We start from the raw sequence: 19,241 nt of genomic DNA on the forward strand, positions 1-19,241 counted from the left end.
ACATAAAAATCCTTATATTTCATCCTAATAACTCAAATCAATTTTACCTATAACCAACCAATGCAAGAACTCAGCCCTTACTGCAAAGCAGTCATTGACAAGAAAATTGGTCAAGTCCATGTCGATTACCATGATACCCAATATGGCTTTCCTATCCATTCCGACAACGAATTATTTGGAAGGCTAATTTTAGAAATAAACCAAGCAGGGCTTTCTTGGGACACCATCCTCAAAAAACAGGAGAATTTCCGAAAAGCCTATTCAGAATTTGACATAGCTATCATTGCCGCTTATGGCGAAGATGATATTGAACGCTTGAAAAACAATGCGGGAATTATTCGGAACAAACTCAAGATAAACGCTGCAATCTATAATGCCCAGCAGGTGCAAAAACTCCAAGCAGAATTCGGTTCTTTTGCCAAGTGGCTAGACCAGCATCATCCCAAAACAAGGGAGGAATGGGTAAAATTATTTAAGAAAACCTTCAAGTTTACGGGCGGAGAGATCACCAATGAATTCCTGATGAGCAGCGGCTACCTCGAAGGGGCGCATTCACCAAGCTGCCCCATTTACAAGAAAACCTTAGCCCACAATCCTAAGTGGGCGGAAAACAGCTAATTACCTCAACTCAGGAGCAAGCGACACCTGCCCTCGGTTGATGATCCCCATTGGCTTTCCTTTCAGCATTTTGCCAAGGAAAGGCGTATTCCTAGATTTCGATTTAATGTCCTGCTCTTTGAGCGACCAAAAAGCATTTTCATCAAAAATAGTGAGGCAAGCAGGTTGTCCTTCTGCTATTTCTACCGCATCTAGCTTCAAAAGCTTGCGAGGAGCGGTGGTAAATTTCTCCACCAACACCTCCAATGGAATGGAATCTGGGCGGTGGGTATTGAGTGCGGCAAAGGCCGTTTCCAAATTGATGATACCGAAATCTGCCAGATCAAACTCAAGCTCCTTGCATTCTTCGTCTTGGGGGTTGTGCGCCGAAACTATGATGTCTATAGTCCCATCGGCTAACCCTTCCCAAAGCGCAGCAACATCAGCTTTGCTTCTAAAGGGTGGGCGAACTTTCAAGTTGCTATCAAAACTGGCAAGATCTTCATCAGTAAAAGCCATTTGATGTGCAGCTACGTCGCAGGTCACATTCAGCCCGTCCTTCTTTGCTTGGCGAATCAGCTCTACCGATTTGGCAGTGGAGATATTGGAAAAATGGAGCTTGGCATCATGATAAGCCACCAAAGCCAAATCCCGTTGAATGTTCATTTCCTCTGCCAGTGCAGGTCGCCCTTTCGTCCCCATGCTCGTGCTCACAATCCCTTCGTGCATGTGCCCACCACTAGCCAAAGCGCGTTCCTCAGCACGGTTGATCAGCACCCCGTCAAAAGCCTTTAGGTAGAGCATCGCCCTGCTCATCACGCTCGCATTGCCAAGGGTATGGTCGCCATCGGTGAAGGCAACTGCCCCTGCATGCGTCAAGTCAATCATTTCGGTCAACTCCTCCCCTTTTGTATCCTTCGTTACCGCAGCCATCCCATGCAACTTCACCGAATGAAACGTATTTCTGCTTTTTATGAAGTGAAGAGATTCTTTGCTCTGGATAATGGGCTGGGTATTGGGCATGACCGCCACATCGGTAAAGCCACCTGCCGCCGCCGCAGCGCACAAGCTGTCAATATCCTCTTTAAACTCCAACCCAGGCTCGTTCAGCATCGCCTGCATATCGAACCAACCTGCCGATACGCTTAGGGCACTCCCACCTATCACTTTCCCCTCAGTTTTCAGCTGCTCTTGGCTAACCGAACTGATGGTTCCGTCTTTAATCAATATATTAACTTGTTGGAGATGAAAGGGGTGTCCCTGACCGATGAGCTTGATGTTTTCGAGCAATATTTCCATAAAAAATACAGCGTGGTTTTTTACCTAGAAGAATGAAAATGGTGGGCCTGAAAAGAACCGCACAAAGGTAATAAAAAAACTATGACGAATTGAAATGAAGTTCATATTGGCTTTACCCTAATTCTCCCAGTCTTTTCAATACATGGTCTTGGTACTTGCGGCTAATGGGAAAAGTGCGTTTTTCCAGTTGGATACTTGTTCTGTTAAAACTCACGATGCTATTTATAGCCAGCAAAAAAGAGCGGTGAGCCCGCAAAAAAAGTTCTTGGGGAAGTTTTTGTTCCAAATGAGAAATCCCCTCTCTCGTAACTAACTTTTTGTCTGCCAAGTTGATTTCCACATAATTCCCAAAGCTTTCTACAAAAAGAATTTCATTCAAGGCTATTTTAAAAATTTTCCCATCAGCATGGACAGCCAAATACCCATCTTCTATCAATTTGGTACTTTCTTTAGGGGAAACAACACTGGCTGTTTCATAAAACCGATCGACGGCACGCATAAACCGCTCAAACCGAATGGGCTTCAACAAATAATCAACCACATCCAAATCAAAGGCTTCTACCGCATATTCTCTATATGCCGTAGTCAGAATGACTTTGGGAGGTTTTTGAAGGGATTGTAAAAACTGCAACCCGTTCATTTCAGGCATTTCTATATCCAAAAACAGCAAATCTGGTTTTTCTCTTTTGATGGTAGAAAATGCTTCTAGCGCATCGGAGCAAGAAGCCACTACCCTAAACCCGTCCAGTTTATCGATATACTCTTCTAGCACTTCATGCGCCAAAGGCTCATCGTCTATAATGACACATTTCTTATCCATGAGTTTCTACAATTGACAAATGGGCAAAAAAACTACTTTCATTGTTTATTAGCTCTAACTTCGCCTGATCTGGATACAGTTTTTCCAAGCGGCCCTTCAGGTTCGCCAAACCGATTCCTTCTTTATGCTCCTCACTTTTTACCGAGGGAATAGAGTTTTCAATTCTGAAATTAAGTCCTAAGGCATCCGAAATATCTATGTCTACCACCGCCTTTTTTCTTTCAGGTTTCACTCCATGCTTAAATGCATTTTCCACCAAGGGAATCATCAGCATGGGCTCTATTTTTTTGTGAGGGGTTTCAAGGTTGATGGAAATATTCAGCTCCAATTTATGCCCGTAACGAAGCTTTTCCAAGTCCAAGTAATCTTTGATGAACTCAATTTCTTTTCCTATTTCAATCTGATCAGAATTGCATTCGTACAGCAAAAAATCAAGAATATCCGATAATTTGAGCACCATTTGCGGGGTTTCGTCAGACTTTTTCTTCGCCAACACATAAATACTGTTGAGCGTATTGAACAAAAAATGTGGATTGATTTGGGACTTGAGCATCTTAAGTTCTATTTCCACTTTTTCCTTTTGAAGCGCTTCTTGCTTTGTGGCTTTTTCTACTGCCACTTTTGTTTGCCGAGTGGCTATTCCAGCCAAAATAACTAGCCATGTACTGGACACAATCACCAATACATCTTGAAGCCTTGGGGTTACACTTTCCAAGTCAAACTTGATGTAAACAAATAGCCCAAAGACGAACAGCATTTGGAAATAGGTTCCCAAAACCACGACGGCAAAAGAGTAGAAGAAAAACTGAAAATGCGCCTTCCAAAAATAGTATTTTGGAATAATCCAGTTGTTAAATAAGTTCGAATTCAGAATGGCAATACAAGCCATAAACGTTGGAATAAGCACCCCAAACTTTTGCGCTGGCACTCGATAATTGTAAACAAAAAAAAGAATGAGCCAGCTAAAAAATATAAATATGAACTGCCCTAGGTATTTCTTCACTTCGGTGTCGTTTATTCTCCAATTTAGCTAATTCCGACGACAGGAGTACTTATTTGTGACCAAAAGAATGTTTCCTGAAAGATTCTACCGGTTTCGATGGAGATTTTACTAAAAGCACATCAATTCCGCAATATAGCTTTCGACTTACCCACTTGGTTGATTAGATTTTTAGCTGAATCAATTCTATTGAATATTAGGCTTGTAACTATTTTCAACCTAAATTTCAACATAATGGAAACTGATTTTTTAGATGTCGCCTTGAACGATCCTATTTGGTTCATTTTGATCACTACCGGGTTAATAGCCATGCTCGTTATGGCTGCAAAACTGTTTTTTGTCCAAAAAGATGTGGAAAAGAAAAAGCAACACCTCCATGCGGTACTTTACATCGGAGGGCTTTCTTTCCTTTTTGGTGTTTTATCTCAAATTTTAGGACTTATTTCTGCTCTAGATGCCATCACCCGCGCAGGGGATATTTCCTTCGGAATGGTAACGGACGGCTTAAAAGCATCCTTTTACTTACCAGCCTATGGATTATCAGTCTTTGCCCTGGCGTTGCTAATCGGTCTGGTCACAAAAATTTCAAAGGTTTGATGAAACACAGGTAGCTAAGAATGGTGAATCACAAGCCAACCCCAACCCTCTTATTGGGATTGGCTTTCCTGTTTTCTCATGCCAAAAAACAAAATGAAAACCACCATTAGTTTTAAAGGAACTAAACTATCTGCCCCGCATTCACGTGTAATAACAAAGACTTTTTTACACACATTGCTGAACGTATATGGCGAACGACCAAGAAAGAATCAATCAACTACTTCACAAAATCGAGCTCCTCTCACAAAAACAGGAACGTTTTTCCATGGCAATCAACGAGTTGCGCCGAGAAGCTAATCTACTGAAAGCATCTAGCTCAACGGTACAAGAGGAAGTTCAGCAAGACGTAACTCCTCCTAGTATTGCACCACTGGAAGTTCCCAAGGAAGAGGAAACAATCTCTGGCTACGATAAATATTTACAAAACAAAGCCAAAGAAGCTGAGGAGCGAACCGCCCCTCCAAAAGCGAAACCAGTTCCAAAAGTCAAATTGAATGCCGAGAAGTTCATTGGAGAAAACCTGATTAATAAATTAGGGATTCTCATCACCGTAATTGGTGTGGGGATTGGGGCAAAGTATTCCATCGAACACGAACTTATAAGCCCACTTACCCGAATCATATTGGGTTACTTTGCAGGCTTAGGACTTTTGGGTTTTGGAATTAAACTAAAGAAAAAGTACGAAAGCTACAGTGCCGTATTGGTAAGCGGGGCAATGGCAATCATGTATTTCATCACCTTTGCCGCCTACAGTTTTTATGGGCTCATCCCGCAAGAAATGACCTTCGCTCTCATGGTGGTTTTCACCGCTTTTACCGTAGTCGCAGCCCTCAATTACAACAAGCAAGTCATTGCACTTATAGGCTTGGTTGGAGCTTATGCAGTTCCTTTCCTTCTCAGCGACGGTTCGGGAAAAGTGGCAGTGCTCTTCAGCTACATGGCTATCATCAATGTGGGAATTTTGATCATTGCCTTCAAAAAATACTGGAAACCGCTTTACTATTCTGCCTTTGGGCTTACCTGGCTCATCTACTCCGCTTGGCGAGTGGCAAACTACCAAACCGATGATCACTTCACCTTAGCCTTGGTCTTTTTGGCTATCTTTTTCATCACATTCTACGTCACATTTCTTGCATACAAGCTACTCAGAAAAGAAAAATTCGAAGCGCTTGACGTCGTGTTGACAATGGCAAATTCCTTTGTTTTCTACGGAATGGGCTTCAGCATTTTGAGCGAACATGCTACTGGCGACGAATTTTTAGGGCTTTTCACCCTTTGCAATGCCGTTATCCATTTTATACCAAGTGTCATTATCTACCGACAAAAATCGGCAGACAGAAAGCTATTTTACTTGGCTATGGGGATGGTCATGATATTCATCACCATTGCAGTTCCTGTGCAGCTAGATGGAAATTGGGTAACGCTACTTTGGGCAGGAGAAGCCGCCTTGCTCTTCTGGATAGGCAGAACTAAAAATGTCTCCATGTACGAAAAGCTCTCCTATACGCTCATGCTGTTGGCTTTTGGCAGCATCATTCACGATTGGGGCATGAACTATGGCAACTATTATATAGAAGAGCCTGAAACCAGAATCACACCTTTGCTCAATATCAACTTCTTAAGTTCTATGCTGTTTGTGGCAGCTTTTGGGTTTATCAACTTCTTGAAGTTCAACAAAAAATTTGCGCAAAGCACTGAAAACAAACTTTCTAAAACCTTTTCTTTCATAATCCCAGCCATTTTCCTCGTTACGCTGTACTATGCTTTCCGCTTAGAAATAGAAACGTACTGGAGCCAGCTCTTCACCGATTCGGCACTTACTATTGATGTAGAAGGGCAAGATTACCCAAGGTACTTTAGCAATTACGACCTTAGGGAATTCAAAACCATTTGGATCATCAACTATTCCTTGCTCTTCCTTTCTATCCTTTCTTTTTTGAACTTCAAAAAACTACGCAACAAGGAATTGGGTATTGTCAACCTAGTGCTAAACACCGTAGCCCTTTTGGTTTTCCTCACGCTAGGCTTGTACTCGCTGAGCGAGCTTCGCGACTCGTACCTCAACCAAACCAATGCCGAGTATTACAACATCAGCCAATTTAATATTGGGATACGGTACGTTTCCTTCGCCTTTGTAGCCATTTTATTAGCGGTCACTGGAAAGTTCCTTAAGCAAGACTTCTTGCAAAATATGTTGCGCATTCCTGCCGAATTGTTCTTCCACGTTACCCTGCTCTGGATTGCGAGTAGCGAACTTATCAGCTGGATGGACATGGGCGGATTCAGCCAATCTTACAAACTGGGACTGAGCATTTTGTGGGGCTGCTATTCCTTGCTGTTGATTTCCGTAGGGATTGGGAAGAAGAAAAAGCACCTTCGGATTGGGGCAATCGCACTTTTTGCGGTGACCTTGCTCAAGCTATTTTTCTACGACATTTCCCACCTCGATACCATCGCAAAAACCATTGTGTTCGTATCGTTGGGCATTTTGCTTCTGATCATTTCATTTTTATACAACAAATACAAGCATCTTATTTCCGATGATGAAATTGAAGATTAACATCCTATTTTACCTGATTTTATTAGCTAGTCCTGCCGCTTTTGGGCAAATGGATAAGTACGATTATCAACAAGAATTACACGGAATAAGCGATACTTGGCACAAAATAGTGTTGCCCAACGAGTTGTTTGGCGCTGTCTCCCAAAACCTTTCCGACATCCGAATTTATGGGATAACAGCGGCAAACGATACGGTGGAAGCCCCGTACCTGCTTCGGCTCAGCACCGATGAGGTTTCAACAAACGAAGTCAGCTTCAAGGTGTTCAATGCATCTCAAAATGCAAACGATTATTATTTCACGTTCGAAATCCCTTCGGCTGAGCCTATTAATCAGCTAAAGTTGGCTTTTGAGCAACAAAATTTCGATTGGAAAGTCCAACTGGAAGGAAGCCAAAACCAACGGGAGTGGTTTACTTTGGTGGAAGATTACCGAATTTTGTCCATCAACAATGAACTTACCGATTTTCAGTTCACCAAAGTTATTTTCCCCCAAGCCAAGTATCGGTATTACAGGATCCTAATCCGTAGCAAGGAAAAGCCCAAGCTCAGCGAAGCCCAGCTTTCACAGTACGAACAGGTGGCGGGAGCGCTCCAAACATTTTCCGTGCAACAGTTCAGCACTCGAGAAAACAAAAACCGTAAGCAAACCGTATCTACCATCAGCTTGGAAAAATCTGTACCCGTCAGCTATCTCAAAATAGACGTGGAGCAAGGCTTCGACTATTACCGACCCGTCACCATCGAATACCTCACCGACAGTATAAAAACCGAAAAAGGATGGAACTACCATTACAGCACCTTGGCATCCGGTACACTAAACTCATTGGATGGAAACGAATTTAGGTTTCGCAGCACCACCTTACAAAAGCTAAGAATCATTGTGAGAAATGGGGACAACGCATCGCTTAAAATCAGGGGAGTGGAGGCAAAAGGCTACACCCACGAATTGGTTACAAGATTTACCGAGCCTGCCACCTATATCCTTGCATACGGAAACGAAAGTGCGAGAAAACCTAACTACGACATTGCCCGTTTTACCAACAAAATCCCAAAGGAAATCTCCTCATTGACCTTGGGCGAAGCGATAAAAATCACTAAAGAAGAAGCTCCTCAAATCTCCCCACTCTTCCAAAACAAAAACTGGCTTTGGGGCATAATGGGCACTATCATTTTAGTACTCGGATTTTTCTCTTTTAGGATGATGAAGAAGGTTTAGGGTTGGGAAAAACGAACTTTCTGACAAGTAATGAGATTTAGTAAAGCAGAGAGTTTGTATATTTACTTAGAAGAAAACTTTTAGGAATTAAATGATAGACTATAAAACCATTATCACCAGAAACCCAAATAAGCGATTTGGAAAACCATGTGTAAGAAATACCCGAATCACAGTTTATGATGTGCTGGGGTGGTTGGCTGCTGGGATGGATTTTCAGGAAATCATTGAAGACTTCCCCGAACTTACCTCAGAAGATATTAAGGCTTGTTTAGCTTACGCCGCAGACAGAGAACATAAACTACAACATGCTTCATGAAGCTGCTCTTCGACCAAAACATTTCATACCGAATCACTAAAAAGTTAGCAATCCACTTTGAAGGATGCAAACATGTATCGGATTGTGGGCTTAGTGATACGGAAGACACTGAGATTTGGAAATACGCAAAATCAAACGATTATACCATAGTCACTTTCGATGCTGATTTTTTTGATATTAGTATGGTAAATGGTCATCCTCCAAAGATAATTTGGGTTCGCACTGGCAACCTTACGACCCCTCAACTGGCAAGCTTAATGTTGGAAAAGAAAACAACCATCATCGCATTTTTGGAAAATGCTGAATTTAAAAATACTTCTTGCTTAGAAATCGAATAACATACTCCCTAATTATCAAGCCGTCTTCCAAAATCTTATCAACAACACTTCAATTAACAAGAATAGAAGCGCAAGCAAAAGGGCGTAGCGCCAAAGCGGGGTGGCTACATTTTGATTGCTGAACTCGGCGCGGAAATCTGCGGCATCTGGTGTCTCAAAAAACTGGATGTTATTCGCTTCACCAAATACTTCTTTCAACTCGTCCATGCTGTAATATTCCAAGCTCGATTCGGAATTGTCGTAGTTAAAAGCGATGTTCCCGTACACCTTTTCATCATTCATTTTTTTGAGTTGGTAATTGCCTGCTTCTATTTCCTCGTGAGGAACATCAATCATCAACCTCGAATCTACAATGCGCTGAGAGGGAATAATTTCCGCCTGCTCGCCAACTAGCCTGAACACATCGTTTTGGTTCACGCTATCCAATGAAACAATAGCAACCTGATCGTTGAACGAATAGGACAGCCTATCATTTTTAATCTTACTTGCCAAGGCTATTTTGTACATGGTGGGCACAAAAAGCGCATGCTTGGGGAAGTTGCTAAAAGCTGGGTCTAGCGGGCTAGAAAACACGTATAACTTCTGCCCGGTAGTTTCCATTTCGGTGAGGAAAGGAAGCTCGTTGCGGAAGCGTAGCAAGGTCTGCCCAGGGGCTTGCCAAGTGATGGTCGGAAAACCTTTTGGCATGCTCATGTTTGCCGAAACCTTCTCAAACACTCCTTCGAAAAACGGGTTGGCTTGGTCAGGAACGGTCATTGAAAGCATTTCCTCTTCGGGAATAGGCAAGGCTTTAACTTCCTGCTGCGTGGGCGGAAAACCTAGCAAAGAAGTATAAGAAGGCAGATCGGGAAAGGGCGATGGAAATACCACCACGGTTGCCCCCTGCCCCATCACTCGCTGAAGGGAAGCGAGCAGGGCATTGTCAATTTCCCGCAATCCTTCCAGTATAATTAAGTCAGCGGTATTGAGCGCGCTATAGTCCAGCGCATCTATGCCATAAGAGGTAAGCTTGAAAAATGGCTCGTTGGCAAACACACTTTCCACGTAGCTATTTTCAGTTGCCGCCACTTTTACTATGCGGATTTCTGGCGCAACTTTTATCACAAAGAAATACTCGTTATCAAAAATCACGGGAAAGTCTTCTACCTCTAACTTGCAACGTTTTTCTCCACCTTCTCCTACCGAAAAATTCATGTTCACCGTTTCAGATAAACCTGCGGCAATATCGACCGTGGTGCTGGAAACTTGCTTGTCGTCAATAGAAAGCTTGATTCCTTTCTCCGTCACATCTTCGTCCCCAAGGTTCACCACTCGTACTTTCAACACGCTATTTTCCTTAGCCTTCACAAAAGGGGTTTCCAGCCAAACAGAGTCTATGAAGAGGTTCGTATTTTGGTCAGGCAACATGGGAATGATGTAGAAATTATTCAGTGTATCCATCGCCAACTCCGAAAGCTCACCAATGGAAGAACGTTGAAAATCGCTGATCCAAAAAATATGGTTTCCCTTTTCCATCCCGTTCGAGGCAAAAGCCTCTTTTTGTTTCGCAAGCACATTTGCCAACTGCCTTCCGTTGTTGCTAAAGCCTTTTTCCAACAGTTTTTCTTGCACCCGATCTTTCTCCATAAAATAATTGGAAGAGTTCTCGAAGCTGTTGTCGAGCAACTGGAACAGGGCATTATTTGGGAAAAGGTTGGAGATTTCATCTACATGGTTGACCGCCACATCGAACAAACGACGACCTTCCAGTTCATTTTGCAAACTGTACGAATTATCGAAATAGATGCTGACGTAGTTGCTGTTGGGCATGTCGGCACCCGCAGTTTTATTGGGCAAAAATGGGCGGGCAAATGCCAGTACAAGCATTGCTATGAACAAGATACGCGCCAGCAACACCAAAATATTTTTAATCCGATTGCGGGAATTGGTCACGGATTTCACCGACTGCAAAAAAGCCACATTGGTGAAATAGACTTTTTTAGCCCGCTGGAAATTGAAAAAATGGATGATGATTGGGATGGATACCAACGAAAGTGCGTAAAGGATATTTGGAAAAAGAAAATTCATGTATATTCTCTAATAATGTGTCTGTTCTGTTACTCTTGGAAAGATAAAGGATTAGCTATAATTATTAGCCAATCCTTTAAATTGTTTTCATTCGATTCGGTAGAGACAAGAAATGCCTTGTCTCTACAGCAGGGTTATTTCTATCGTGCAGCCGAAGAACTGATGATGTCTCCAAATAGAACTGCATTGGCGAACAACTTGTTTGTTCCATACCAAAAAGCCCTGAAATTTGGGTTATCTACCATGGAAATGATTCTTCCCGATCCGTATTTATCTACCAAAATACTGGCTGATCCTTTCGCTAACTCCAAGTTCTCTTCCGAAATGTACCCACTTTTGAGCGGTTCGTCTAAGTAAATAAGCGGAGTTGCATACGGGTTTTCATGCTTGATGGCAAAGTTACTTCCCCTTCGGAAAACTGAAATATCGCCCTCTCTAAATCCGTAGCCGAGCGGGTTGGTGATATCCAACGTTGCCCCCATAATCATTCCGCCCACTTGCTGTGCGCCACGGTTGTTACTAAGGTATGCATAGGATTTTACCGCCGTACTGTCTCCTTTTTCCTTCTTTTTGAAAGTCACGTGGGAAAGCCCGTTAGATGCAACCCATTTGGTAGCCCCAGCCAAAGCAACCAATGTCCCGCCTTCTTTCACCCAGTCTTGAAGCTTTTTAGCACCTATTTTATACGAGCCACTCACCATCACTATCACGTTGTACTTGTCGATATCGATGCGGGAAAAATCATTTTGCTCAACGATGGTCACGGGAATTTCATAACGCTGATCCATCAAATGCCACACCTCACCTGCTTCGTACGGGCTCACTCCGTCCCCGCCAAGCATCATCACCTTTGGCTTTTTCACCATCTCGAAAGAGTTACTCCCTACGTCTATTCCCGAACTTGCCAAACCTGTAGAGATTCCAAATACTTCCAAGCCGTCTTTTTCAGCCACTGTGCTCACCAACCTTTCCACCTTGCCCCTGTCCGATTGCATTCCCACAGGAATAACTACTGCTCCGTAAGTAAACTCTTTAACAGAACCGTCCATTAGTTTGTAAGTAGCTGGTTTAGTGGCAACTTTTACTTTTATGCCCGCTTTTTTGAGGCGGTACAATGCTCTTGGCGCATAATACCCATCCCATTCAAACACATAGCCAACCGAGCTGTTACCGCCAACCATTTTCCCTTTAGGAAATGCTGGTTTTGTCATTACCTCTCCCAACAAACTTTGGTCGAGCGCTTTGCCATTCAGCTCGGCATAAGGCAAGTTGAAAGCAAGCGGCATTGTCCAAGTTGAAATATCGTAAAATAAGCTATCTCTAAAAGAAGTCTGCGTTTTGAAAATGGCTTTCGCCAACGAATATTGAGGCTGGTCGAGCGGTACAATATAAGCCTTGCCTTCTTCAAAGGATTTTCCACCTGCAGTCGTGTTTTTTGCCAATTCGTAGGTTTTAATTCCATGCCTGCTTAGCATTTCCACCAAGTGGAAAGTTTTGGCAGCATCGTATTTGTCTCCAAAAATATAGCCTTTTACAGCATCCTTTCCAGCCCTTTCACTTGCTTCTGCATAGAAATCAAACTGGTATTTTTGCAAATCTGTTTTCAATGCTTGAGATGCCTCAATGGTAGAAAGTGTCGCCGTAAACTGGTTTCTGACGGCAAACCAAAACCCAAGTGTTCCGTGGATGGTGCTTTGAGCATGCCCCCTCGAACTTCCTTGTTCAAACAAAATTCCTACGCCACCTTGCACATCTGGATAAGTAGAACCTTTTCCATAATAAAAGTCGTCGAAACCTTCTTTTGTAAAATACGAAGAACCGATATTGTCCAAAGCCTTGGCGTGATAATTCCCAATTTTGATGGTAAGTTCTTGATTGATTGAAGGAGTGAGCGGATTGAAGCGAGTCTGCACACCAGGCTGGAAAAAGAACGTAGAGTTCGAACCCATTTCGTGGTGGTCGGTCAAGATATTCGGCTTCCATTCTTGGAATAATTTAATCCTTCCCTGCGATTCTGGATGTTGCAAAGGCAACCAGTCGCGGTTGAGGTCGAACCAGTAGTGATTGGTACGTCCGTTGGGCCATCGCTCGTGGAACTCCCTACTTTGCGGGTCGGTAACCAAATGCTCGCTACGGTGCATGTTCACCCACGTAGAAAAGCGTTGCACACCATCGGGGTTGATGGCTGGGTCTACCAAAAAGACCGTTTGCGCCAAAGCTTTTTCAATTTCCTCACCCTGCGCCGCTGCCAAATGGTAGGCGGTGAGCAAAGAAGAATTTGCCCCGCTGGCTTCGTTGCCATGTACGCTGTACGCCAACCAAACCACCAATTTTTCCTCCTCAGGATTCAACGAACCCACTTTTGATGGATCTGTAATAGCAGCCCTTTGCTGTTTTATTTCCTCAATTTTGCCATGATTTTCGGGAGAAGTTACCGTGAGCAAAAGTAAAGGACGCTGCTCGTAGGTGCGGGCATACTCTTGTACTGTCACCCTGTCCGAAGCGGCAGCAACCGCTTTCATGTAATACACCAACTGGTCGTGCGTGACGTGGCGCTCCCCTACTTCATACCCCAATACATCCTTTGGCGTCGGGATTTTCGAATCGTATGTTACCCCTTTGGGTAAGTAATAATCCAAGCTGGTAGGCTGTGCTAGCAGAAATTGCGTAGCAAAAGATAATAGTAATGTGAATAAAATCCTGTTTCTAGTCATGTTTGTGATCGTTTTTGTAGTTGTTTTTCACCAATGGAAAATTAGAAAAAAATAACGGGGGATCACAAGGTGAGGCTATATAATAGGTATTAGAGGAAAGAAATAGGGGAAATAACAGGAACTCAGATATGCCTTTACCCCTGCCCTTATGGGAATTCAGATAATAGTTTAGTCCTTCAGCGCCGCAAAAGCCTGCTCTACTTTGACCCAGTCTTTGTGTTGGATATTTAGTTTCCTCAAGTCGCTTTGCTTTGCCCCTTCCGATTTGAGAGAAATGGCTATTTGTTCAGCCTGCGTATCATCTATCGAATAATTAGTTGCCCCAGGTAATTTCAAAAGCTTTATGTAAAGTAATTTGGCGTTTTCTAGTTTTTTTGTCTCGTAAAAATACTGGGCAAAATCGCTGAGCTGCTTGCGGTCTTGGTAAGCCAAAATATCTTTGAACTCAGGAAAAATGCCCGCATCATCTAACTCGCGAGGCAGAAGCGCTGGAATTTGCTCAGCCCTCCACTTCTGGTAAATACCTTTGGGTAAAAGTTCTCTTTCCACGGTCATGCCTGAGGCAACATATATTTTGTCTTCGCTGGGAGCAAAAGCAACAGCCTTCACTTCTTTCGTAAAGTCATCAAATTCCTGCATTATATTACCCTTTAGCCCCCAAAGGATGGCTGTATGGTCATCACTTCCTGTAAGGATTTTATCTCCATTTGGAGAAAAAGCAAGGGAGGTAATATGGTCGGTATGTCTTAAAAACCTCTGAATAATTGTTCCGTCCAACCCCCAAAGTATAGCCGTATTATCGCTACTTCCAGTCAAAACCTTATCTCCTTTTGGAGAAAAAGCAACAGCATTGACCTCGAACCTGTGTCCTTTAAACTCATTGATGACTTTTCCGTTCAAATCCCACAAAATAGCAGAATGATCGGTACTTCCCGTAAGCACTTGCCTGCCATTGGGTGAAAATGCCACCGAGGTAACAAATCCACCATGCTTAAACTTTTTCAACAGCTGCCCACGGGCGTTCCACAAAATAGCAGTGCTGTCATAGCTACCTGTCAAAACCCTGCTCCCATCTGGTGAAAACGCGATGGAACTCACGACATCCTTATGTCCAAGCAAGACTTGAACTTTGTTGCCTTCCATATCCCAAAGCGAGCCTGTATTATCCCAACTACCCATAGCTAAGAGGCTGCCTTGTGGAGAGATGGCGATTGTATTAATGCCATAGTTATGGGCAAAAATGGTCTGAACAAGATTGCCCTCTTTATCCCAGATGATGGCAGTTTTATCGTCGCTCGCTGTCACTATTTTTTCCTCTTTTGGATACAAAACAAACCCGTTTACTTTCTCCAGATGACCTAAAAGACTAAATGGCTTTTCCCCACCTGTATTCCACAAAGAAGAGTTCCCTCCCATATCGCCGACGAGCAACTGGTCTCCCTTGGGAGATATGGAAACAGATATTTTCCCACTTGCACCTACTTCTATTTTTTGATCTACATTGCCATAGTTATCCCACTTTATCACCGTACCGTCATTGCTTCCTGTTACGGGCTGACCTCCTTCTTTTGAAAAAGCTACAAACCCCACGGGGCTTTTGTGTTCGGCAAAAGTAAAAATTGGCGAGGATCGCAACTCTCCTTCTTTCAATCCCCACATCACTGCTGTACTATCCTGCCCAGCGGTAAGCACTCGATCTCCTTCGGGTGAAAATGCCACCATATTGATATAGCCTTTATGCCCATTCTTAAGAATATGGGAAATAGTACCGTTTGCATTCCAAACTATGGCAGACTTATCGTAACTCCCTGTAATGAAATGTTTTCCATCGGCATGAAATGCTACCGAGGAAACCACATCTTTGTGCCCTTCTAACCTATGCAATATATTGCCATCCAAATCCCACAATATGGCAGTACTATCGTAACTTCCTGTGAGGATGTATTTATTGTCCGGAGAAAGAGCAACAGAAAGAATACTCCCTGTGTGTTTACAATATTTTTTCAACATTTTACCAGTAGAAACTTCCCATAAGCTTAGCTCCCCGCCTTCATCACCTACTGCCAATACATCCATTCCGTGTGCAAATGCTACTGCATTTATATTCTGATCGTTCCTTTCGAACACCTGTAATTCATTTCCTTTCATATCCCAGGTTTTAATGTAGTTATCCCAACTCGCCGTTACTATTCTTCTACCATCTGGGGAAATTTTTACAGCACTCACAAAATCGGTGTGCCCCGCCATTTTTAATACTTCGTGGTGGGTCGTTTTCTCTTCAGTTTGATAAAACGTACGCTGCATCAAGTAGTTTTTATCTATGTTCCAGTAGCTTAAGGAATCCCATGCAGCAAGCAAATATTGGATAGATTGTGTTTTATCGCCCTCTCCCAGGGCCTCCTTTGAAAGGTTGTCTAGCTTGAAAGCAAGCGCCCGAATTGATTCTTTTTTAGCCTTCACCTTCTCCAGTTCAGCTTCTAACCTTTTTGCCTCGGCAAACTTTTCAGCAGCCAAGGCTTCGCTTAAAGCCTCTTCCAACTCCACTTCCTTTGCCTGCAAGTTGATCAATGCCTGTTTTGCCCGCTCTTTTTCAGCCTTCTCCGATTCAGCTGACTTATCAGCTATCTCGGCCAACCTTTTAGACTCTGCAAGTGCTCCATTGGCTACAGCTAGGTTCTTCTTTGAATCATAAATAAAATAACCAGAAACAAACAAAAATATAATAGCAATCCCCACGGCAATTTGAGACATCCGCAAACGTAACAGCAAGCTTTTCTCCGTTTTCAGCTGTGCTTCTTGCTCTAGTAAAAGAGCTTTTCTACTTGCGCTGATGTATTCTTTTTGAAGCTCTGTAGAATGCGGTTTTTTACCACCAATATCTTCCAACCAAGCTTCCGCTTCGTCACAAGCCGTGGCGTTCAATAAAAAATCTTTACTTTTTTGGTTAGTTTCCCATTCCAATGCCCGCTCGTGCCATTTTACATGAGACTCTACATGCTCCCTATCAGTATCAAGTGCTAAGATCAAAGCCTGTAGAGATTTCTCAAAATGGTTAAGGTCATGAAACTCTATCCATTCAATATTTTGAAAACTCTGAGGTAATATTTCCTGATATTTATCGGATTCACGGAGGAAAATCGGGATAAATCGTTTGTGAAAATCCGCAGCATGCTTTAGTTCGCGTTCGCAAAATGAAGAGGCGATGGCATCGGGGGAGATCACAAATAAAAACGTCTGACAACGCTCAATCCCTTTAAATATCTCTTGGTCAAAATCCACTCCCGAAGCAATACTCTCTTGGTCGAACCAGGTAATTCGCCCTGTTTCTTGTAGCGCACGGTTCAACTTCCGAGCAAAATCGCTGTCTTTCCTCGAATAGGAAATAAACACCTCTGTTGGATGCATCCCTTTACTCTGTCCGCTTGCTTCTATGTATTCAATGTGCAGCTCTGTAGGCGGATGTTCTTCCCTATCTGTATTGAGCCTGAGCCATGTAAGCGCATTGTCGAGATTATGTCCTCTCAGCAAAAAGGCGGCCTTCCCCTTCGCCTTCCATCGCAATGCCTGCACCAATAGCATTTTGTGCTGAAAATGATAATCTTCGTTCCTATGAAACTCAGCGGTTATATCTTCAATATCTTGATCAAAATCTGACTTTCCCGTTTCGTCTGTAGCACCTGCTACATTATCGGTAAAATCCACATACTGCAAATTAAGCAAGTATTTCACCGTTTCCTCTACACCTTCCAAGTCGGGCAAGGTATAATTATGCGTTTCTCCAATATTGAGTGGAATTATCCGCTTGTTCAGCGAAATGGCATATTGCAGCTCTTTCAAACACCAATAGGAAGAAAGTGAATGGTCGGAAAGGAAAAACAAAAAATTATCAGCCTCCTCTATTCCCTTGGTTATCTCCCTTCCATAAATCTTATTTTTATCGATATCCGTACTGTGAACCCAAGTAGTAATTGCATTGAGCTGCAAAGCTGCCTGCACTTCCCGCATAATTTCTACATCCTCCATTGCGTAGGACACAAACACCTGGGTCATCAGGTTTTGAGCGTTCTTTTTGGACGCACAGATATACTTCGCTTGTAAAATGCTCGGATGACAAGGCGCATTTTCCCCATGCCTAAACTCCCTTAGCAACCATTCTTCCGAGTTTATACGGTCATTTCCTACCAGTAAATCTTCCGTTTGGTTGCCGTGCTTTTCCCAGTCGTAAGCCAAGTTGAGGAAATGGGTATGCATCTGCACATATTTCTGGTGCCGTTGCGAAGATTTCAGCAACTTATCCACTGCCTCCTCTAGGTTATCTATCGACTGCCAATCTACCTCAGTAGGGCAATCCCAATCGGAAAGGTAGGATAGATCATCGTGTTGTGGCCACTTGTTTTCATAAGTACCTTTCCAGCTTTCCAGCTCAACCAAGCTCCCCGCCTTCTCTTTAGCCAATATCCAATCCCTTTTGCCTAGTTCTTTTTGAATTATTTCGTAGTTGGTGCGGTAAGCCTCATCTACCTGAAAGGTTTCGTCTAGCTCACAGTGAATAATTGGGAACACTCTTTTTCCGAGCTGAAGGGCATACTCTATTTCGGCATGACAGTGGGGACTTGCCATAGAACCTGGCGACACTACAAAAATAAAGTTCTGGGCATTGCGAATTCCAGCTTTTATACGGTCTTCCCAAAAATCGCCCGACGGGATATTTACTTTATCGAACCAAGCCTCCACTCCCTTCAGCCTAAGCTGCTGGTGCAACTTACCTGCAAAAGCGATACTGAATTCTCTAGAATAAGATATAAAAAATTCTTTATAGTTAGTGTTAGCCATAAGGACAAGTTAGGATCGATATTCTTGAGCAAAATGTGTCAGATCATCGAAAATGGTCTCTAAAATAACAGAAGCCTTTTCAAGCTAAGAATATAACAGGGTTTGATGTTAATTATTGGCTAGGTTCTCTCTGAATCTTTGGCACAAAAAAAGCCCTAGCTTGCTGCTAGGGCTTAGTTTAGGTAGTTGGCAATCTTCTATTCGGACTTCAAACCCCTTCTAAAAAGTTTGATTTGTCGCTGTTTTATAGTAATCAGTTATAATCTTCTATTCAGACTCCTTACGCAGGGGAAATACTTTTCAATAGGGTAAACAACACAACCAATTCAATTGCTTGCTCATCGGTTCGTATCAAGTGAACCACATTATCAGTGGTAAACATCGTTTCTCCGTCTTGCTGAAACTCAAATGAGTCACTACCATCTGTACTGATGAAATAAAGAATATGATCTTCCTCATCTTCTGTTATCTGATAGCCTATGTCAGTGTTTTTCAAATCGATTTTCATCGAGTTGAGTGTCAAAACACCTTCTTCATAGGTAATGTCACCTTGCAGGCTATAGAAGTAATGAGTTTTGGACTGAATTTCAGATACTAAACTATCAGCAATATCTACCTGTGCGAAACATTGGGCGAGAGGTAGCAACAATAGCAACAAGCTAATTTTTAATGATTTCATTGTTTTGAAAGTTTGTTCAGTTAAATATTAATCTTCTATAAGAAGCTGAATAGTTCAGCCGGTATCTTACATATGTAAGTTTTACTCAAATTAATGACATTTTGTTTCCAAATCAAATGTTCGTTAAAAAACATTCACATGCCAATATCTTTTATAAATAGATTAATATTTTATTTTTTTATATAAACCAATATTTTATTCTGTT

Annotated in this window: 13 protein-coding genes; 6 read left to right on the top strand and 7 right to left on the bottom strand. The window is 42.6% G+C overall.

Features of this window, described 5'->3' with window-relative positions:
- Window positions 1-60: 60 nt before the first annotated feature.
- A complete protein-coding gene (locus tag R9C00_19130) occupies window positions 61-618 on the top strand; it encodes a DNA-3-methyladenine glycosylase I (protein WPO33814.1) in 558 nt (185 codons plus the stop codon).
- Here R9C00_19130 and R9C00_19135 read toward each other — a convergent pair whose 3' ends face one another.
- From R9C00_19135 to R9C00_19145, 3 genes are all read right to left on the bottom strand, one after another.
- Window positions 619-1,896 carry a dihydroorotase gene (locus R9C00_19135; GenBank protein ID WPO33815.1) on the bottom strand — a complete coding sequence of 426 codons (1,278 nt, stop codon included), beginning with the start codon at window positions 1,894-1,896 and terminating at the stop codon, window positions 619-621. It lies immediately after the preceding gene.
- A gap of 112 nt (window positions 1,897-2,008) precedes the next feature.
- Window positions 2,009-2,716: a LytTR family DNA-binding domain-containing protein gene (locus R9C00_19140; GenBank protein ID WPO33816.1), complete on the bottom strand. Its 708-nt coding sequence runs from the start codon at window positions 2,714-2,716 to the stop codon at window positions 2,009-2,011.
- On the bottom strand, window positions 2,709-3,719 hold the full coding sequence (locus tag R9C00_19145; GenBank protein WPO33817.1) for a histidine kinase: 1,011 nt from the start codon (window positions 3,717-3,719) through the stop codon (window positions 2,709-2,711). The genes R9C00_19140 and R9C00_19145 overlap by 8 nt, the downstream gene beginning before the upstream one ends.
- 231 nt (window positions 3,720-3,950) lie before the next feature.
- Here R9C00_19145 and R9C00_19150 point away from each other — a divergent pair, with 231 nt between their 5' ends.
- From R9C00_19150 to R9C00_19170, 5 genes are all read left to right on the top strand, one after another.
- Complete coding sequence (locus tag R9C00_19150; GenBank protein WPO33818.1) at window positions 3,951-4,313, top strand: MotA/TolQ/ExbB proton channel family protein; 363 nt, start codon at window positions 3,951-3,953, stop codon at window positions 4,311-4,313.
- 187 nt (window positions 4,314-4,500) lie between these two features.
- Entirely contained in the window at window positions 4,501-6,873 is a 2,373-nt protein-coding gene (locus tag R9C00_19155) for a DUF2339 domain-containing protein (protein ID WPO33819.1), read from the top strand.
- Window positions 6,854-8,089, top strand: a complete 1,236-nt coding sequence (locus R9C00_19160; GenBank protein ID WPO33820.1) for a DUF3999 family protein — start codon at window positions 6,854-6,856, stop codon at window positions 8,087-8,089. The genes R9C00_19155 and R9C00_19160 overlap by 20 nt, the downstream gene beginning before the upstream one ends.
- A 91-nt stretch (window positions 8,090-8,180) precedes the next feature.
- A complete protein-coding gene (locus tag R9C00_19165; GenBank protein ID WPO33821.1) occupies window positions 8,181-8,405 on the top strand; it encodes a DUF433 domain-containing protein in 225 nt (74 codons plus the stop codon).
- A complete protein-coding gene (locus R9C00_19170; protein WPO33822.1) occupies window positions 8,402-8,743 on the top strand; it encodes a DUF5615 family PIN-like protein in 342 nt (113 codons plus the stop codon). The genes R9C00_19165 and R9C00_19170 overlap by 4 nt, the downstream gene beginning before the upstream one ends.
- 15 nt (window positions 8,744-8,758) lie before the next feature.
- Here the strand turns inward: R9C00_19170 and R9C00_19175 are convergent, their stop codons facing one another.
- The 4 genes from R9C00_19175 to R9C00_19190 all read right to left on the bottom strand — a co-directional run bounded on the left by R9C00_19175 (window position 8,759) and on the right by R9C00_19190 (window position 19,036).
- A complete protein-coding gene (locus R9C00_19175; protein WPO33823.1) occupies window positions 8,759-10,810 on the bottom strand; it encodes a BatA domain-containing protein in 2,052 nt (683 codons plus the stop codon).
- Between the two features lie 140 nt (window positions 10,811-10,950).
- A complete protein-coding gene (locus tag R9C00_19180) occupies window positions 10,951-13,524 on the bottom strand; it encodes a M14 family metallopeptidase (protein ID WPO33824.1) in 2,574 nt (857 codons plus the stop codon).
- A 168-nt stretch (window positions 13,525-13,692) separates the two neighbouring features.
- The gene (locus R9C00_19185) at window positions 13,693-18,357 is read right to left on the bottom strand and encodes a TIR domain-containing protein (GenBank protein ID WPO33825.1); all 4,665 of its coding nucleotides are present in this window, start codon (window positions 18,355-18,357) and stop codon (window positions 13,693-13,695) included.
- Between the two features lie 280 nt (window positions 18,358-18,637).
- Complete coding sequence (locus R9C00_19190; GenBank protein ID WPO33826.1) at window positions 18,638-19,036, bottom strand: hypothetical protein; 399 nt, start codon at window positions 19,034-19,036, stop codon at window positions 18,638-18,640.
- Window positions 19,037-19,241 lie beyond the last annotated feature (205 nt).

It is taken from the genome of Flammeovirgaceae bacterium SG7u.111 (genome assembly GCA_034044135.1).
GTDB lineage: Bacteria > Bacteroidota > Bacteroidia > Cytophagales > Flammeovirgaceae.

What these genes read in the sequence shown, in the direction of transcription:
- R9C00_19130 (WPO33814.1), top strand. Translation starts at nt 61, where the DNA reads ATGCAAGAACTCAGCCCTTACTGCAAAGCAGTCATTGACAAGAAAATT.
- R9C00_19135 (WPO33815.1), bottom strand. Translation starts at nt 1,896, where the DNA reads ATGGAAATATTGCTCGAAAACATCAAGCTCATCGGTCAGGGACACCCC.
- R9C00_19140 (WPO33816.1), bottom strand. Translation starts at nt 2,716, where the DNA reads ATGGATAAGAAATGTGTCATTATAGACGATGAGCCTTTGGCGCATGAA.
- R9C00_19150 (WPO33818.1), top strand. Translation starts at nt 3,951, where the DNA reads ATGGAAACTGATTTTTTAGATGTCGCCTTGAACGATCCTATTTGGTTC.
- R9C00_19155 (WPO33819.1), top strand. Translation starts at nt 4,501, where the DNA reads ATGGCGAACGACCAAGAAAGAATCAATCAACTACTTCACAAAATCGAG.
- R9C00_19160 (WPO33820.1), top strand. Translation starts at nt 6,854, where the DNA reads ATGATGAAATTGAAGATTAACATCCTATTTTACCTGATTTTATTAGCT.
- R9C00_19165 (WPO33821.1), top strand. Translation starts at nt 8,181, where the DNA reads ATGATAGACTATAAAACCATTATCACCAGAAACCCAAATAAGCGATTT.
- R9C00_19170 (WPO33822.1), top strand. Translation starts at nt 8,402, where the DNA reads ATGAAGCTGCTCTTCGACCAAAACATTTCATACCGAATCACTAAAAAG.
- R9C00_19175 (WPO33823.1), bottom strand. Translation starts at nt 10,810, where the DNA reads ATGAATTTTCTTTTTCCAAATATCCTTTACGCACTTTCGTTGGTATCC.
- R9C00_19180 (WPO33824.1), bottom strand. Translation starts at nt 13,524, where the DNA reads ATGACTAGAAACAGGATTTTATTCACATTACTATTATCTTTTGCTACG.
- R9C00_19185 (WPO33825.1), bottom strand. Translation starts at nt 18,357, where the DNA reads ATGGCTAACACTAACTATAAAGAATTTTTTATATCTTATTCTAGAGAA.
- R9C00_19190 (WPO33826.1), bottom strand. Translation starts at nt 19,036, where the DNA reads ATGAAATCATTAAAAATTAGCTTGTTGCTATTGTTGCTACCTCTCGCC.